Origin of the sequence: Flavobacterium proteolyticum (assembly GCF_015223105.1) — a bacterium.
GTDB classification, from domain to species: domain Bacteria; phylum Bacteroidota; class Bacteroidia; order Flavobacteriales; family Flavobacteriaceae; genus Flavobacterium; species Flavobacterium proteolyticum.
The window spans coordinates 1,184,043-1,201,199 of the sequence record NZ_JADFTZ010000001.1 but is presented as its reverse complement, the minus strand read 5'-3'; the positions used below and the strand labels follow the sequence as shown (position 1 = coordinate 1,201,199).

The window sequence follows — 17,157 nt, the reverse complement described above, 5'->3', positions numbered from 1 at the left end:
AAATAAAAAAACCGCACATTGCTGCGCGGTTTTCATTATTTGTATTGAAAAAGATTATTTTCCTAGTTCAGCAATTTTTGCTTCTACTTCTAAATCGTCTCCTTCAAAAACTTTTTCCTCTTTCACTTCTTTACCATCTACCATTTTAGTTAAAGTAACGGTTGCTTTTACTTTTCCGTTAGCGTCTTTTACTTTTTTAACTTCCATGTTGATGATTTCTTGGTGGTCATCGTGGTTGCAGTTTGGTCCGTGAACGTGCGCTGCATCTCCGATATATTTTCCGTTTTCATCGTATTGTGACATGCATTTGTCTTTACATTCTTGAGAACAACCGTTCTCTTCGCACATTTTTGCACATTCGTCTTTTGTCATGGTAGCACATTTTGATAAATCGCATTTTCCTTCGTGGCAAACTTCTTTTTTATCTTTTGAACAACAAGCACCATTTTCAGTTGTAGCACCATGACCTCCTAAGATAGGAGCGATTACTAAACCAATTAAACACGTTAATTTGATTAAGATATTCATTGATGGTCCAGAAGTATCTTTAAATGGATCTCCTACTGTATCTCCAGTTACCGCTGCTTTGTGAGCATCAGAACCTTTGTATGTCATTTCTCCGTTGATTTCAACTCCAGCTTCGAATGATTTTTTAGCGTTATCCCAAGCTCCACCAGCGTTGTTTTGGAACACTGCCCAAAGTACACCTGAAACGGTAACTCCTGCCATATAACCCCCTAACATTTCAGCTATTAATTGGTTGTTATCTCCGTAAACTAATTTACCTAATAATACAATTGCAATTGGGAAACCAATCGTTAAAATTCCTGGTAACATCATTTCGCGTAAAGCGGCTTTTGTAGAAATTTCAACACATTTTCCGTATTCTGGTTTACCAGTTCCCTCCATAATACCTGGAATTTCTTTGAACTGACGACGTACTTCGTACACCATGTCCATTGCTGCTTTTCCAACAGAATTCATTGCTAATGCAGAGAACACTACTGGAATCATTCCTCCTACGAATAACATCGCCAATACTGGTGCTTTGAAGATGTTGATACCATCAATTCCTGTAAACGTTACATAAGCAGCAAATAAAGCTAACGAAGTTAATGCAGCAGAAGCGATTGCGAAACCTTTTCCTGTTGCAGCTGTTGTGTTACCAACTGAATCTAAAATATCTGTTCTTGTACGTACTTCTTTTGGCAATTCACTCATTTCAGCGATTCCACCTGCGTTATCAGAAATTGGTCCGAAAGCGTCGATTGCTAATTGCATTGCTGTTGTAGCCATCATTGCAGAAGCTGCTAAAGCTACTCCGTAAAATCCTGCTAAAGCATAAGTTGACCAAATAGCTGCTCCAAATAATAATACCGTTGGGAAAGTTGAAATCATACCCGTTGCTAAACCAGCGATTACGTTAGTTCCAGCTCCAGTTGATGATTTTTGTACGATTGCCAATACTGGTTTTGTACCTAATCCTGTGTAATATTCCGTTACTGATGAAATAGCTCCACCAACAAATAATCCAATTAAAGTAGCGTAGAAAACACGCATTGCTGAAATTTCTTGTGCTCCTTCTCCGAAGAATTCCATTGTCATTACTTCTGGAAGCATGAATTTCACCAAGAAGAAACAAGAAACAGCTGTTAAAGCAATAGACACCCAGTTTCCGATGTTTAATGCTTTTTGTACTTGAGCTTCTTTAGCATCATCACTTGAAATTTTTACTAACATTGTTCCAATGATAGAGAATAAAATTCCGAAACCTGCGATTGCCATTGGTAATAAAATTGGTCCAATTCCGCCAAAAGCGTCATCGATTTTACCACCCATATCTTTAATTACATAATTTCCTAAAACCATTGCCGCTAAAACGGTTGCTACATACGAACCAAATAAATCGGCACCCATACCCGCTACGTCACCAACGTTATCTCCAACGTTATCTGCAATTGTAGCAGGATTGCGTGGATCATCTTCTGGAATTCCTGCTTCTACTTTTCCTACTAAATCGGCACCTACATCGGCAGCTTTTGTATAAATTCCTCCACCAACACGAGCGAACAATGCGATAGATTCTGCTCCAAGAGAAAATCCTGCTAAAGTTTCAAGAACGATAGTCATGTCATCTGTTGATGTCCATTCTCCGTTCATGAAAAATCTAAAGAACATGATAAAGAATCCTGTTAATCCTAAAACCGCTAAACCAGCAACACCTAATCCCATAACTGTTCCACCACCAAAAGAAACTTTTAAAGCTTGTGGTAAACTTGTACGAGCAGCTTGTGTTGTTCTAACATTTGTTTTTGTTGCGATTTTCATTCCAATATTTCCCGCATAAGCAGAAAATATTGCTCCGAAAATAAAAGCAATTAAGATTAGCCAATGAGTTGTTGGAACAATAAATGAAATTCCTGCAAGAACCACACTCGCTCCAAGAACGAAAAACGTTAATAATTTGTATTCTGCTTTTAAAAATGCCAAGGCTCCTTCGTAAATGTAATCTGAAATTTCTTTCATTTTTCCATCTCCTGCGTCTTGTTTAAGAACCCAAGCGCGTTTGGCAGCCATAAATGCCAATCCTAATAGTGCCATGACTATAGGAACATAAATCATCATTGATTCCATAAAATATAATTTAGTTTTTTTGTTTGTTAATTTTATGGTAATATTAAGAAAATAAAACAAAAAAGGCAATATTTTATTAAAAATACTGCCTTTTATTTATTTCAAAAAAAAATTATTTAATACTAAATAGTCCTTCTGGTTTGTTTTCAAGTTCATTGAAACGATTGGTACACTTCATCAAAATTTCTTTTGCTTCGTTTACATCTCCCCAACCTTCAACATCTACTTTTTTATTTTCTAAATCTTTGTATACTTGGAAGAAGTGTTCGATTTCTTTAATTAAGTGTGGATTTACATCGCTTAAATCGTTTAATTTGTTCCAAATTGGATCTGAAACAGGTACACAAATCACTTTTTCATCCGGACCTTTATCATCTGCCATGTGGAAAACACCAATTGGTTTTACTTCCATCACACAACCTGGGAATGTTGGCTCGTTTACTAAAACTAAAACATCTAATGGATCTCCATCTAATGCTAACGTTTCTGGAATAAATCCGTAATCTGCTGGATACATCATTGACGAAAATAACATTCTGTCAAAACGCATTCTTTTTAATTCAAAATCGTATTCGTATTTGTTTCTACTTCCTCTTGGAATCTCAATCAATACATCAAATGTAGTAATTTTATCTGCTGTCATTTTATCTTTTATTTTTTAAAGCGGGTGCAAAGGTACCACTATAAAACATTAGAAGCAAAAGAGTTTTGCAAAAAAAGTATAGATTTTACAAAGATTTAATATGTGATTTTCCTTCCTCTTTTTTCAAGGTAATAATGCCAGAGAAAATAAGTGGCTACTGAACGATACGGTTTCCATTTCTGGGCATAGATTTCCATTTCTTCTTTCGTATGAATATCTAAAAGTTCTTTCATCGTATTTACCACCGCAATATCACCAAGTGGAATTATATCCAACGAATTCAGGCAAAACATCAGGTAAATATCAATTGTCCAATTACCAATGCCTTTTATTTTGATAAGTTCTTCTCGAACAACTTCAGCATCTTTAAAAGCCAAACTCTCTAAATCCAATTCTTTTGACAAAACGGCTTCAGAAAGACATTTTATATATTTCGTTTTTTGACGACTCACGCCACAAGCACGTAAATCTTCTTCTGAAAAAACAACAACTTTTTCAGGTATAAAATCAGGAATAGCTGTTTTTAATTTATTAAAAGTAGCTTTGGCGGAATAAACGGAAACTTGTTGTTCTAAAATCAATAAAACTAAAGTTTGAAATCCTTGAGGTCTTTTAGGTTGAATTGGAAATCCGTATTGTTTACTGATTCTTTCAAAAATAACATCTTGTTCAAGTAAATACGATATACCCTTTTCCATTTTTAGAAATAGAATCCGAAAGACGCTTTTACCGTAAATTTATTAGCATCTGGAATGTCTAAGTAACTTCCACGCCAAGCAAAATCGATTCGTAATACTTTGAAAATATTGCCAATTCCAGCATGGTATTCCCAATAAATATCTTCTGGAGCTCGATACACTAAACCTGAAGCGTTGATGAATCTGTTTTCATCTGAAACGGTTCCGTAAACTCCTTTAATTCCAACAATCTCTCTCCAATTTAATTTTCTTAACAACGGAACTCTTGAAAATAATCTTCCATTAAAATGATGTTCAAAATGAAGCGAAGCATATTGATCTGCCACAAAATCATAGTAATCAAGTAAGTTATACGTATTATCGATAATAAAATACGATTGATTTCCTGGAATAACTCCCATTAAACCTAAAGGAACTTGACCAAATGTTTTACCCAATTCTAAAGTAGTAAACAATCTTCCAAAACCACCAACTAGAACTGGTTGACGGTAGTAAAATTGTAGTTTTTGATAATCAAAATCGCTATTTAAAACCCCTTTTAACCCTTGACTATAACTTAAGAAAATTCTAGCGTAATTATTGTCTACTTCTAAACGCTCCACACCATAACCAACGGTTCTTCTACCTGGAGTGTATTCTGCTACCAAATTAATTTCTGATTGTTTGATTTCGCTCTTAGTAGTTGTTTGAGTATTATCTGTATAATAATCCAAACTAAATTGATTAGAAGCTGATTTTAAAGTTCGATATGATAAATTAGTTTGAAAAGTCAAATTCTTTACGGGTTCAATTTCAAAACCAAGCGTTGATAAGTTAACCGATGTTAATTTATTATTAGTTCCGCTTGAAAAGAAAGACGAAGATGCAAAACTTCTTCCCAAAACATCATTAGAAGTAGTTAAACTTACCCCTATTTGCTCTACATCTCTACGATTTCCTGCAGAAAGAATAATTCGATTTTTCTTATCTACCATCCATTTTCCAGAAATACCGTATTTGAATTTATTATCTTTAAATCCGTATGCGGTGTAGCCTTGAATTCGCCAAGTGTCGTTTGAACCAAAATACGTTCTTCCGCCAGCTCGTAAACGTTGTCCTTCAACATCGTTATATCCAAAAGTTGAGAATATTGGACCGTAATCCATTTTTAATTTTGGAATTTCAATATAGCCACTTCCAAGAATTGATGCCAAATTATAAATTCTTTTAAAACGTGGCACTTCTTTTAGCGTATCAAGCATTTTATAGATGCCGGCTTCGTTTTTATTTAAAGCTTCAAATCTATTTTCTTCCCAATACTCATCGGGCTTGTTAAATACAGAGTTGTCGTAGAAATTAACTTCTTCTTTATAAAATTTATCTTCTTTTTTAATATCGAATTTATGATTTCTAGCCAATGTAGTTCTTTTTCCGTAAACTCCTTTTGATTCTTCTTTCTTCGAAAAACTAAAATCAGACATCATATAATCTCGTTTCAACAAGAAAACAGAATCGTTCATTACTTCATACTCTTGTTCAATATAAATTTCTTTTACCCAGTTGATATTAGCGCTTTTACTAGCTTCTAAATTGATTTTTTTGATAGCGAAAGTGGTGTCGTTTACCCAAAAATCACCTTTAAACGTCAATTCATTTTTACGTCTTGGATAGTATACAATATTATAACACCATTTATTATCAATGAACATACTATCATTTAAAACGTAGTTATACACATTTATTCCCGTTCTTGATAATGGACTCACGAAATCTTTATCGAAGAATTTTAAGTAATTATCATAGATATCAAAATCGGCATATAAATCTTTGATGAATGTATTTACACCATCACCTGAACCAAATCCAGAATTTTTGTTGGCTTTTGTAATCTCTTTATATTTTTTTTCTTTATTATCACCGTAAACCTCACTTAAGGTTTCATTGATGAAAATTGGCAAATAGGTTTTTCCTGAAATACTTGAAGTGTCAATTTGATCGAAAACGAACTCCATTCCTTTAAACACTTTACTATTCATGAAAGCGGAATCGATGGTATTTAAGTCAAACTCCACTTTTTCGTATTTATCATATTGGTATTGCTTAAACATTTTAAGACCGTTTTTACGTCGACGTTCCCAAATTTTTCGCAATATATCAATCGCTGGATTGTTCTTTTTAGAAGTTTTTCCTGTATAAATGACCACTTCTTTAAGTTCCGTTCCCGACTTTAATTGTATTTTTAATCCCGTATTTAAACCTGGTTTTAAAGAAATTTCCTTTTTTTCAAATCCTACATAGGAAACTACTAGAGTTGAATAATTTTCTTTAGATTCGAAATAAAAATTCCCATTTTCATCTGTAATTACTCCTTCTTTTGAGTTTTTAAAAATAACATTTGCAAAAGCTACAGGATCGCCAAACTCGTCTGTTACTTTTCCACCAACCTTGGTTTGCCCAATAACTATTGAGCTCAGAAATAAAAAGAATAATACAATTTTTGTCTTCATAGTAAAAAAAAACTTCATCAGAAAGTTACTGATGAAGTTTCAAATATAATAAGTTAATTGTTATTTATACATAACTTTTTTTACTGCCTTAATTACATCTTGCGAATTTGGCAACCATTCTTTTAATAAAGTAGGCGAATAAGGCGCAGGAGCATCTGCTGTTGTAATTCTCTGAACCGGAGCATCTAAGTAATCAAATGCTCTTTCTTGCACCATATAAGTGATTTCAGAAGCAACGGAAGCAAATGGCCAAGCTTCTTCTAAAACTACTAATCTATTTGTTTTCTTAACCGAATTAATAATCGCATCATAATCCATAGGACGAACCGTTCTTAAATCGATGATTTCACAAGAAATACCTTCTTTAGCTAATTCTTCAGCTGCTAAATGTGCTTCTTTAATAATTTTTCCAAAAGAAACAATCGTTACATCAGAACCTTCTCTTTTGATATCAGCAACTCCTAATGGAATAGTGTATTCTCCTTCTGGCACTTCACCTTTATCACCATACATTTGCTCTGATTCCATGAAAATAACTGGATCATTATCACGAATAGCTGATTTCAACAACCCTTTAGCATCATAAACAGTTGATGGAACTACTACTTTTAAACCTGGAGTATTAGCAAACCAGTTTTCAAAAGCTTGCGAGTGCGTAGCACCTAACTGACCTGCAGAAGCTGTTGGACCTCTAAATACCATCGGCATTGGAAATTGTCCAGCAGACATTTGACGCATTTTTGCAGCGTTGTTGATAATTTGGTCAATTCCTACTAATGAGAAGTTGAACGTCATGAATTCTACAATAGGACGATTCCCGTTCATAGCCGAACCTACAGCAATTCCTGCAAATCCTAACTCTGCAATTGGAGTATCAATTACACGTTTTGGTCCAAATTCATCTAGCATTCCTTTTGAAGCTTTGTAAGCTCCATTATATTCTGCTACTTCTTCACCCATTAAATATATTGATTCGTCGCGACGCATTTCTTCGCTCATCGCTTCACAAATAGCTTCTCTAAACTGTATCGTTCTCATGAAAGTAATTTCTTTGAATTATGATTGGCAAAAGTAAGAAAAATAAAATTATTCCAAATCGTTATTAAAAAAAATGAATTTACTTTCTACTACAACCTTGTAGTATTAAAAAAATGCATTTTAAGGCTGTTGAGTAAACATCATTTTAAACAATTCGTAAAAAAAAGCTAATTTATCTAAGAAAAACATATTTATTATGCGTGCATAGTTTTTATTTAGAAATTATTTTGTATTTTTGGGACTGAAATATTCACTAACAAAATACATAAAAATGAAAATATTAGTTTGCATCAGTCACGTACCTGATACTACTTCAAAGATTAATTTTGTCAATGGTGACAGTGAGTTTGACACTAACGGTGTTCAATTTGTGATTAATCCTAATGATGAATTTGGTTTAACAAGAGCCATTTGGTTTAAAGAGCAACAAGGAGCAAATGTTACAGTTGTAAACGTTGGTGGAGCTGACGCTGAAGCAACTTTAAGAAAAGCATTAGCTATTGGAGCTGACGAAGCAATTCGTATTAACGCCAACCCAACTGACGGAATGTTTGTTGCAAAACAATTAGCAGATGTAGTTAAAAACGGAGGTTTTGACTTAGTAATCGCTGGAAAAGAATCATTAGACTACAATGGTGGAATGGTTCCAGGAATGATGGCTGCTATGTTAGGTTTCAATTTCGTAAACGCTTGTGTGGGTATCGATGTAAACGGAAACGACGCAAAAGTAACTAGAGAAATTGATGGTGGAAAAGAAATCGTTTCTGCAAGTTTACCATTAATTATTGGTGGTCAAAAAGGTTTAGTAGAAGAAAAAGATTTACGCATTCCTAACATGAGAGGTATCATGATGGCAAGAACTAAAGCTTTAACTTTAGTAGAACCAACAGGAGACGCTTCTGCAACTAAAGCCGTAAAATTTGAAAAACCAGCTGCAAAATCAGCAGTTAAATTAGTAAGTGCTGATAATTTAGATGAATTAATCAGTTTGTTACACAACGAAGCGAAAGTTATCTAATTTTAAACCATTAAATTAAAGAATCATGTCGATATTAATATATGCTGAATCAGCAGAAGGAAAAATTAAAAAAGTAGCATTCGAATTAGCTTCTTACGCAAAAAAAGTAGCTGCTTCAATGGGAACAACAGTTACAGCGGTAACTATTAACAACTCTGACAACAGTGCCTTAGCTGCTTACGGAGTAGACAAAGTTTTAAACGTTTCTAACGATAAATTAAACAACTTTAGTGCTAAAGCTTACGCAGATGTAATTGCTCAAGCAGCTAAAAAAGAAGGAACTCAAATCGTTTTAGTCTCTTCATCAACAGATAGTTTATATTTAGCACCACTTGTAGCGGTAGCTTTAGAAGCTGGTTATGCATCAAATGTAGTGGCTTTACCAGAAAGCACTTCGCCTTTCCAAGTAAAAAGAACTGCTTTCTCAAACAAAGCTTTCAATATTACTGAGATTTCAACCCCAGTAAAAGTTTTAGGAATTGCTAAAAACTCTTTCGGATTAGTAGAAAATGCTGCTGCTATGACTGAAGAAAGTTTTGCTCCTTCATTAAACGATGCGGATTTCGGAATCAAAGTTGAAAATGTAGAAAAAGTAACTGGAAAAGTAACTATCGCTGATGCTGAAATCGTGGTTTCTGCAGGTCGTGGAATGAAAGGTCCAGAAAACTGGGGAATGATTGAAGAATTAGCTTCTGTTTTAGGCGCTGCAACCGCATGTTCTAAACCGGTTTCTGATATTGGATGGAGACCTCACAGCGAGCACGTGGGACAAACAGGAAAACCAGTAGCTTCTAACTTATATATTGCTGTTGGAATCTCTGGAGCAATCCAACATATTGCAGGTATCAACTCATCAAAAGTAAAAGTAGTTATCAACACAGATCCAGAAGCGCCTTTCTTTAAAGTTGCTGATTACGGAGTTGTAGGTGATGCTTTCACCGTAGTTCCTCAATTAATTGAAAAATTAAAAGCTTTTAAAGCAAGCAACTCGTAATAAAATAGTTGTTTAAAAAATATATTAAATTAAAATTAGAGTTATCTTTGTTTAGATAGCTCTTTTTTTTATTTTTGGAGCGAATGGCTAACCGTTTTTCTGTTAGCCATTTTCTGACTTTGTGATTGTATTTAAAATCTGAATCAGAGTATCAAAAAAATGATAATTAACAATTTGAAATGAGTTTAGTAAAATTAACTATAAAAGGTATTTCCTATAGCCAAACGCAAAACGGAGCTTATGCCTTAATCTTAAATGAAGTGGATGGTGAGCGAAAACTTCCAATTGTTATTGGTGCTTTTGAAGCCCAATCGATTGCTATTGCTTTAGAAAAAGAAATTAAACCGCCGCGCCCACTTACACACGACTTATTTAAAAGTTTTGCCGACCGATTTGACATCGTGGTAAAACAAGTCATTATTCATAAGTTAGTTGATGGTGTTTTCTATTCGAGTATTATTTGTGAAAGAGACAAAATCGAGGAAATTATCGATGCCAGAACTTCTGATGCTATTGCATTAGCTCTACGCTTTAATGCTCCTATTTTTACTTACAAAAACATCTTGGACAAAGCTGGAATTTACCTAAGCATTAATCCTTCTGAAAATGCAGAAAACCAGGAAAACGACGACATCCTTTCTACACCAGAAACTTTTGAACAAGAGGATGTAGTGGCTCCTTCGGATAGTTATTCGGGTTATTCGCTAAAAGAATTATACCAAAAATTAGACGAAGCTGTGCAAAACGAAGACTACGAAAAAGCAGCAAAAATTAGAGACGAAATCTCAAAAAAAGAATCTTAAAACTTTAATGAAACTAACATGAATGTAAAATTCAGATTAACGATAATGAACTTTTTCCAGTTCTTCGTTTGGGGAGCTTGGCTTATAACAGTAGCAAACTATTGGTTTGGAACTAAAAATTGGGATGGAGCACAATTTGGAGCTATTTTCTCTACTATGGGAATTGCTTCGATTTTTATGCCAACACTTTGTGGAATTGTTGCCGACCGTTGGATAAACGCAGAAAAATTATACGGAGCACTTCACATTTTAGGAGGATTAACTTTGATGTATGTACCACAAGTTAGCAATCCATCTGATTTCTTTTGGGTGATTTTAGTGGCGATGATTTTTTACATGCCAACCATTGCTCTTTCAAATTCTGTTGCTTACAACGCTTTGAAAAAAGGAGGTTTAGATGTGGTGAAAGATTTTCCACCTATTCGCGTTTGGGGAACTATTGGTTTCATTGTAGCGATGTGGATTACCAACTTAACCGGAAACAAAGCTTCTGAAAATCAATTTTACATTGCAGCAATTGCGGCTATTTTGTTAGGAATCTATTCGTTTACTTTACCAAAATGCGAACCTCAAGGTAAAACCGCTGAAAACAAATCGTTCATGGAACTTATGGGATTAAGTTCGTTTAAATTATTTGCCGATTATAAATTAGCCTTATTCTTTGTATTCAGTATGTTCCTTGGAGCGGCTTTACAATTAACAAATGCTTATGGCGATGTTTTCTTAGACGATTTCAAACACGATCCAACTTATGCTAATTCATTAGTAGTAAAATACTCGACTTTAATTATGTCGATTTCTCAAATTTCGGAAACCTTATTCATCTTAGCAATTCCGTTTTTCTTAAAACGTTTTGGTATTAAACAAGTAATGTTATTTAGTATGATTGCTTGGGTTTTACGTTTCGGATTATTCGCTTACGGAAATCCTGGTGATGGATTATGGATGATTATTTTATCATGTATCGTTTACGGAATGGCATTTGATTTCTTCAATATTTCAGGCTCATTATTCGTAGAAACCTCAACCGATTCTAAGATTCGTTCTTCGGCACAAGGTTTATTCATGATGATGACCAACGGTTTCGGTGCGGTTTTAGGAAGTGTCACAAGCGGATTTATCATTGATAAATATTTCACTGACAAGTATTATAACTTAAATGAATTTTTAACAAAATTCAACTTAACAACAGATAACGAATGGGTTAAATCTCTATTGAAAGATAAAGTTGTTACTGATAATGTACTTAACAAACCAATTGGAATAATTCAATGGGAACCAGTTTGGCTAACTTTTGCAATATATGCTGCTATTATCGCAATCGCATTTGCAGTTTTATTCAAACACAAACATAATCCAAAAGACGTTTCAAACATTTCACATTAAAAAGGTGAAGGGTTTTGGGTGAAGGGTAAAAGGCAAAAACATTGTGTAAAAGAAAAATATTTTTAATTTCGGCATGAGAAATTTTAGAGAATTAGATATTTGGAAAGAAGGTAGAATTATCGTTAAATCTACTTATTTACTAATGAGAGAAATGCCAGATGCGGAAAAATTTGGTTTAACATCTCAGATTAAGCGTTCTGTTATTTCAATCCCTTCAAACATTGCCGAAGGTTGTGCAAAAAGTTCAGAAAAAGACTTATGTAGGTTTTTAGAAATCAGTTTAGGTTCTTGTTTTGAATTAGAAACACAATTATTACTATGTTCTGATGTAGAATATTTAAATGAAGATTTAGTATTAAAGCAAATAGAATCCATTCAATTACTCGAAAAAAGAATTTCATCTTTCATGACGTTCCTAAGAAAAAACCATTAATCCAAAACCTTTAACCCTTCACCCAACACCCAACACCCAATAAAAATGCAACAATATCACGATTTAGTAAAACACGTATTAGCAAACGGCAACCAAAAAGGCGACAGAACAGGAACTGGAACCTTAAGTGTTTTTGGTTACCAAATGCGTTTTGATTTAAGCGAAGGTTTCCCAATGGTAACCACAAAGAAATTACACTTAAAATCGATTATTTACGAATTGTTGTGGTTTTTGAAAGGCGATACCAATATCAAATATCTACAAGAAAACGGTGTAAAAATTTGGGACGAATGGGCGGATGAAAATGGTGATTTAGGTCCGGTTTATGGCCACCAATGGCGCAACTGGAACAGCGAAGAAATTGACCAAATTACCGAATTAATCGAAACGCTAAAAACCAATCCAAACAGTAGAAGAATGTTGGTTTCTGCTTGGAATCCTAGTGTTTTGCCGGATACTTCGGTTTCGTTTGCAGAAAATGTTGCCAATGGAAAAGCCGCTTTGCCTCCATGTCATGCGTTTTTTCAGTTTTATGTAGCGGATGGAAAATTAAGTTGCCAGTTGTACCAACGCAGTGCCGATATTTTCTTAGGCGTTCCGTTTAACATTGCGTCTTATGCCTTGTTTACGATGATGATTGCGCAAGTTTGCGATTTACAAGTAGGCGAATTCATCCACACCTTTGGTGATGCGCATATTTATAACAACCATATCGAGCAATTACAATTGCAACTATCTCGCGAGTGCCGACCTTTACCAACAATGAAATTAAACCCAGAAATTAAAAATATTTTCGATTTCAAATTTGAAGATTTCACGTTAGAAGGCTATGACCCACATCCGCATATTAAGGGAGTTGTGGCGGTTTAAAACTAACTTTTGTCAGACATATATACCCAAAATTAGGCAAGATAAACATGATTCCATCATGCTTATAAACGAGTTGTCTATAAATTTAAAAACATATTATGAAAATCAAACTTTTAATTTTTTTCTTCTTTGTAATTACATCAAAAACTTTTTCACAAAATCCTCCTTCGATGGCTATGCCTTCTGGTGATAAAGAAGTTTTAATAGAAAAACTAATCGAAGTTTGCGACTATGAAGCTTTTCTAAAAACATATTGTTACAAAAAGATAGATAAAAATGCCCAACAAAATAATTGGAGCGCGGAGTATGTAAAAAAATTAAAAGAATCTGTACAATTAAAATATTTCAAAAGCACAATTTTAAACACTTTGTCTTTCTATAGTACTGAAGAACTAAATGATTTAGTAGAAATTTACACTAAAATAAATAATCGCAAAAAAAATAATAAGCAATTAATCATTAATGATATAATTTTAAGCAATCTCGAAAATTTCTCGGAATCAATATTGTTGGGAAAGTACATTTTATAAAAAACTATATATAATAGCGACTTTATGAAATGACTGGGTTTGGCGTGTAATTGGATAAGTTTGGGATTTTTCCGATATATTTGTTTCCGTCCGTGAGTGTAATTTCAGCCACTTCATAAAGCCACTAAACGCTAATATCAAACCAATGTCAGAACAATACCATTCAAAAGTTGATGAAAATGTTGCCAAGTTTGGTTTTCACATTACGTATGTAATGGAAGATGAGAATGGTCCGTCGTTTTGTTATTCAACTGGCTTGTACAAAAGTTATAATATTCCAGAGGTTTTTCTGTCGGGCTTACCACAAAGTCTTTCGTTTACATTGGTTACCGATTATGCTAACAAATTCAAGGAAACAGTTTTAGAAACTAACAAAAAAATAAATTCATTCTCTGAGGATTTTGATTTTCCTGTTTATTTCATTGAAGTTGAAAAAGAAAATTTAAAAGATTACGATTACGCAAGTCAGCGTTTTTATGGAAATGGAAATTACAAATGTGTGCAACTAATTTATCCTGACACGAATAACAAATTCCCAAATGAACCTGATTATTTATACGACCAAGAAATATTAGGAAAGTTAATGCAGTAATTTTATTTCATACTTTTTGGCATATTTTAAATATTCGCAATAAAAATAATTCCCTACAAAATACTACCTTAGCGTTTTCATTCGTTTCCTAAACTTTTCTTCATGAAAACACTCATACAGAAAAAAAACTTTGTCACTCGAGAATTGCGTATTTCCGAGGCAAAATTGTTCTGTAAAGTTTCGAAGTTTGGCAACACGAATGAAATTGATATGCCGTTTGAAAATATTGATGGCGAGAAAGTGTCGTTTAAATCCTCGAATAATGTTTTGCTATTAGTTTCAATGGGGCTAAATCTATTGAGTATTATCAATTTGTTTTTAGATTTTGGTAAATGGATTTCGCTTCTTGGCTTTGTTATCGCTTCGATTTTGTTTGTGATTTATTGGTTAAGTATTGGCGATTTTTGGCAAGTAAAACTCATGGATGGCAACAGCATTTTAGTCGTAAAAGACGTTCCCGATACTAAAACCGTAGATCATTTTATCGATGAAATCATTAAAGCGCGAAATGTGTATTTAAGAGAAAACTTTGCAACTATCGATGAAAATCTAGACTACGAAAGTCAGTTGAATAATTTCAAATGGTTAAAAGCCATCAAAGCCATAACCAAAGAAGAGTTTGAAGCCAAACATGAAGAACTAAAAAAAATCTATTTCCACTCCGATTTGAATATTGGATTTAATAAATAATCTCACTTTATGATTAAAAAAATGCTATTTGTTTTGGCGCTAATTTTATATGTCAACATTAGTTGGTCACAAGAAATAACCATAAACACAGAAAAAGTTAATATAGAGGAAGTTGTTCCTTTTCCCGTACTTGAAGATGTTCCCATTTTTCCTGGATGTGAAGAAGAAGCTAGAAACAAAAAACTAGCATGTTTTCAAGAAAAATTAAGTGAACACATTAGTAAAAACTTTAACTATCCAACTGAAGCTAGAAAGAAAAAAATTCAAGGGCGAGTTTCTGTATTATTCATAATAAATAGTGATGGAAATATTGAAATCACATCAACTAAGACTCCCGAAGGTTGCGAATTATTAGAAGCAGAAGCTATTCGAATTATAAGTCTTTTACCAAAAATGAAACCCGGAAAATTTAGAGGAGAAGCTGTGAGTACAAAATACCTACAACCAATAATCTTTAATTTAAAATAACATGAAGAAAATAACCTTATTCTTTTTTTTACTATTTCAACTTTCAACCTTTAGCCAAGCAGAACCAAAAGAACCAATTAAAATGCCTTTAGCAAAAGAAGATGGAAAAGAGGCTTCTGAGTTGTCATTTGCAATAATTGAGGAAGTTCCTTTGTTTCCTGGATGTGAAGATGTAGAGAGGAATAAAAGATTGAATTGTTTTCAAGCAAAAATGAATGAACACATTCAAAATAACTTCAAATACCCTAGGGAAGCTAGAATAAGAAACATCCAAGGTAAAGTTGTAGTTATGTTTATAATTAACAAAGAAGGTATTATAGAAAATATCGTAGCAAAAGGTCCAGAAAATTGTGGAAATTGTGAAATTTTAGAAAAAGAAGCAATTAGAATTATGAGTAAGTTACCCCAAATGACACCAGGGAAACAAAAAGGGAAAGCAGTAAAAGTGAAATATTCACAACCTTTAACTTTTAAACTTCAATAACATGCTCACCATAATCGCAGCCGCATCAGAAAACAATGCTTTAGGAAAAGACAATCAATTGGTTTGGCATTTGCCAGATGATTTTAAGCGTTTTAAAAGTTTGACTTCAGGACATTACATTGTGATGGGAAGAAAAACGTTTGAAAGTTTTCCAAAACCGTTACCCAATAGAACACATATTATTATTACGCGACAAAAAGATTACGAAGTTCCTGAAAGTTGCATAATAGCGAGCAGTTTACAAAACGCAATTGATTTGTGTCCAAAAGAGGAAGAAGTTTTCATTATTGGCGGTGGTGAAATCTACAAACAATCCATCGAAATCGCAGACAAAATCGATTTAACTCGCGTGCATACTACAATTGAAGCCGATACTTTTTTTCCAGAAATTGACGAGACCAAATGGGAATTAGTATTCGAAAAATTTCACTCCAAAGACGAAAAACACGATTACGATTTTACTTTTTTAACATACATTAGAAAATAGTTTTTTAGAACGCGGATGACGCTGATTTAAGGAATTTTCAGAGATTTTTTAAATTTCTTAAATCTGTGTTCCTAAAAACATTTCTTTAATTTCAATTTTGAAGTTGAAAATGAATTTTGCCCTTGTATTTGATTTTTTATCAGTACTTTTGTGTTCCAAAAAATTGCAAAATGTCAAAAAATATTACGCCATATCAAGATTCTGAATTAGGGAAAAAAGAACAAGTTGCTCAGATGTTTGATACCATTTCTGAAAATTATGATGGTTTAAACCGAGTTATCTCTTTTGGTACTGATGCCAAGTGGAAAAAGAAAATCTTAAAAATGGTAGCAGCAAAACAACCAAAATCTATTTTAGATATTGCCACAGGAACTGGTGATTTAGCGATTTTATTTGCCAATACTTCAGCTACTGAAATTATTGGTTTGGATATTTCGCAAGGTATGCTTGACATTGGAAAGAAAAAAATTGCAGCTCAAAAATTAGATTCGAGAATTCAAATGGTGTTAGGCGATGGCGAAAATATTCCATATCCTGATAATTATTTTGATGCTATTACTGTGGCGTATGGTGTTCGTAATTTTGAAAATCTACAAAAAGGGTTAACCGATATTTTAAGAACATTAAAACCAGGCGGCCAATTAATTATTTTAGAAACTTCGGTTCCTACACAATTTCCTTTTAAACAAGGATATTATGTTTATACCAATTTCATCATGCCAACTATTGGTAAATTATTTTCAAAAGACAAAAAAGCGTATCAATATTTGTCTACCTCAGCACAAAATTTCCCTTTTGGAGAAGCCTTAAACAATATTTTGAGAAAAATTGGGTTTATAGAGGTGAAGCATTTACCTCAAACCTTTGGAGTAGCGACTATTTATCAAGCATCTAAAAAATAAC

Annotated in this window: 18 protein-coding genes; 13 read left to right on the top strand and 5 right to left on the bottom strand. The window is 33.5% G+C overall.

The annotated features are described in order from the left end of the window. Positions 1-54: 54 nt before the first annotated feature. The 5 genes from IM755_RS05220 to IM755_RS05200 form a co-directional block, all read right to left on the bottom strand. Positions 55-2,634: a sodium-translocating pyrophosphatase gene (locus tag IM755_RS05220; protein ID WP_194094306.1), complete on the bottom strand. Its 2,580-nt coding sequence runs from the start codon at positions 2,632-2,634 to the stop codon at positions 55-57. Positions 2,635-2,746: 112 nt separating this feature from the next. Then, positions 2,747-3,277, bottom strand: coding sequence for an inorganic diphosphatase (locus IM755_RS05215; protein ID WP_194094304.1), 531 nt, complete (start codon positions 3,275-3,277; stop codon positions 2,747-2,749). Between the two features lie 95 nt (positions 3,278-3,372). Continuing rightward, complete coding sequence (locus IM755_RS05210) at positions 3,373-3,975, bottom strand: DNA-3-methyladenine glycosylase family protein (protein WP_194094302.1); 603 nt, start codon at positions 3,973-3,975, stop codon at positions 3,373-3,375. 2 nt (positions 3,976-3,977) lie between these two features. After that, a complete protein-coding gene (locus IM755_RS05205) occupies positions 3,978-6,461 on the bottom strand; it encodes a DUF5686 and carboxypeptidase-like regulatory domain-containing protein (RefSeq protein ID WP_194094300.1) in 2,484 nt (827 codons plus the stop codon). Positions 6,462-6,521: 60 nt separating this feature from the next. Next, positions 6,522-7,508: a pyruvate dehydrogenase complex E1 component subunit beta gene (locus tag IM755_RS05200; protein WP_317172431.1), complete on the bottom strand. Its 987-nt coding sequence runs from the start codon at positions 7,506-7,508 to the stop codon at positions 6,522-6,524. 262 nt (positions 7,509-7,770) lie between these two features. Between IM755_RS05200 and IM755_RS05195 the strand changes: the two genes are divergently transcribed. The 13 genes from IM755_RS05195 to ubiE all read left to right on the top strand — a co-directional run bounded on the left by IM755_RS05195 (position 7,771) and on the right by ubiE (position 17,156). Beyond that, on the top strand, positions 7,771-8,517 hold the full coding sequence (locus IM755_RS05195; protein WP_194094296.1) for an electron transfer flavoprotein subunit beta/FixA family protein: 747 nt from the start codon (positions 7,771-7,773) through the stop codon (positions 8,515-8,517). A gap of 25 nt (positions 8,518-8,542) precedes the next feature. Further along, positions 8,543-9,511 carry an electron transfer flavoprotein subunit alpha/FixB family protein gene (locus tag IM755_RS05190; protein WP_194094294.1) on the top strand — a complete coding sequence of 323 codons (969 nt, stop codon included), beginning with the start codon at positions 8,543-8,545 and terminating at the stop codon, positions 9,509-9,511. 179 nt (positions 9,512-9,690) lie between these two features. Then, complete coding sequence (locus IM755_RS05185; protein ID WP_194094292.1) at positions 9,691-10,314, top strand: bifunctional nuclease family protein; 624 nt, start codon at positions 9,691-9,693, stop codon at positions 10,312-10,314. A gap of 18 nt (positions 10,315-10,332) precedes the next feature. Continuing rightward, complete coding sequence (locus IM755_RS05180; RefSeq protein ID WP_194094289.1) at positions 10,333-11,700, top strand: nucleoside permease; 1,368 nt, start codon at positions 10,333-10,335, stop codon at positions 11,698-11,700. Between the two features lie 73 nt (positions 11,701-11,773). Then, complete coding sequence (locus tag IM755_RS05175) at positions 11,774-12,133, top strand: four helix bundle protein (RefSeq protein WP_194094287.1); 360 nt, start codon at positions 11,774-11,776, stop codon at positions 12,131-12,133. Between the two features lie 45 nt (positions 12,134-12,178). Next, complete coding sequence (locus IM755_RS05170; RefSeq protein WP_194094285.1) at positions 12,179-13,003, top strand: thymidylate synthase; 825 nt, start codon at positions 12,179-12,181, stop codon at positions 13,001-13,003. 98 nt (positions 13,004-13,101) lie between these two features. Continuing rightward, complete coding sequence (locus IM755_RS05165) at positions 13,102-13,533, top strand: hypothetical protein (protein WP_194094283.1); 432 nt, start codon at positions 13,102-13,104, stop codon at positions 13,531-13,533. Between the two features lie 145 nt (positions 13,534-13,678). Then, positions 13,679-14,125 carry a DUF4262 domain-containing protein gene (locus IM755_RS05160; RefSeq protein ID WP_194094281.1) on the top strand — a complete coding sequence of 149 codons (447 nt, stop codon included), beginning with the start codon at positions 13,679-13,681 and terminating at the stop codon, positions 14,123-14,125. 102 nt (positions 14,126-14,227) lie between these two features. Then, the gene (locus IM755_RS05155) at positions 14,228-14,815 is read left to right on the top strand and encodes a hypothetical protein (protein ID WP_194094279.1); all 588 of its coding nucleotides are present in this window, start codon (positions 14,228-14,230) and stop codon (positions 14,813-14,815) included. A gap of 9 nt (positions 14,816-14,824) precedes the next feature. Continuing rightward, positions 14,825-15,283 carry an energy transducer TonB gene (locus tag IM755_RS05150; RefSeq protein WP_194094277.1) on the top strand — a complete coding sequence of 153 codons (459 nt, stop codon included), beginning with the start codon at positions 14,825-14,827 and terminating at the stop codon, positions 15,281-15,283. A 1-nt stretch (position 15,284) separates the two neighbouring features. After that, on the top strand, positions 15,285-15,767 hold the full coding sequence (locus tag IM755_RS05145; RefSeq protein WP_194094275.1) for an energy transducer TonB: 483 nt from the start codon (positions 15,285-15,287) through the stop codon (positions 15,765-15,767). 1 nt (position 15,768) lies between these two features. After that, on the top strand, positions 15,769-16,254 hold the full coding sequence (locus IM755_RS05140; protein WP_194094273.1) for a dihydrofolate reductase: 486 nt from the start codon (positions 15,769-15,771) through the stop codon (positions 16,252-16,254). 170 nt (positions 16,255-16,424) lie between these two features. Continuing rightward, positions 16,425-17,156, top strand: coding sequence for a bifunctional demethylmenaquinone methyltransferase/2-methoxy-6-polyprenyl-1,4-benzoquinol methylase UbiE (ubiE, locus tag IM755_RS05135; RefSeq protein WP_194094271.1), 732 nt, complete (start codon positions 16,425-16,427; stop codon positions 17,154-17,156). Position 17,157: the final 1 nt, after the last annotated feature.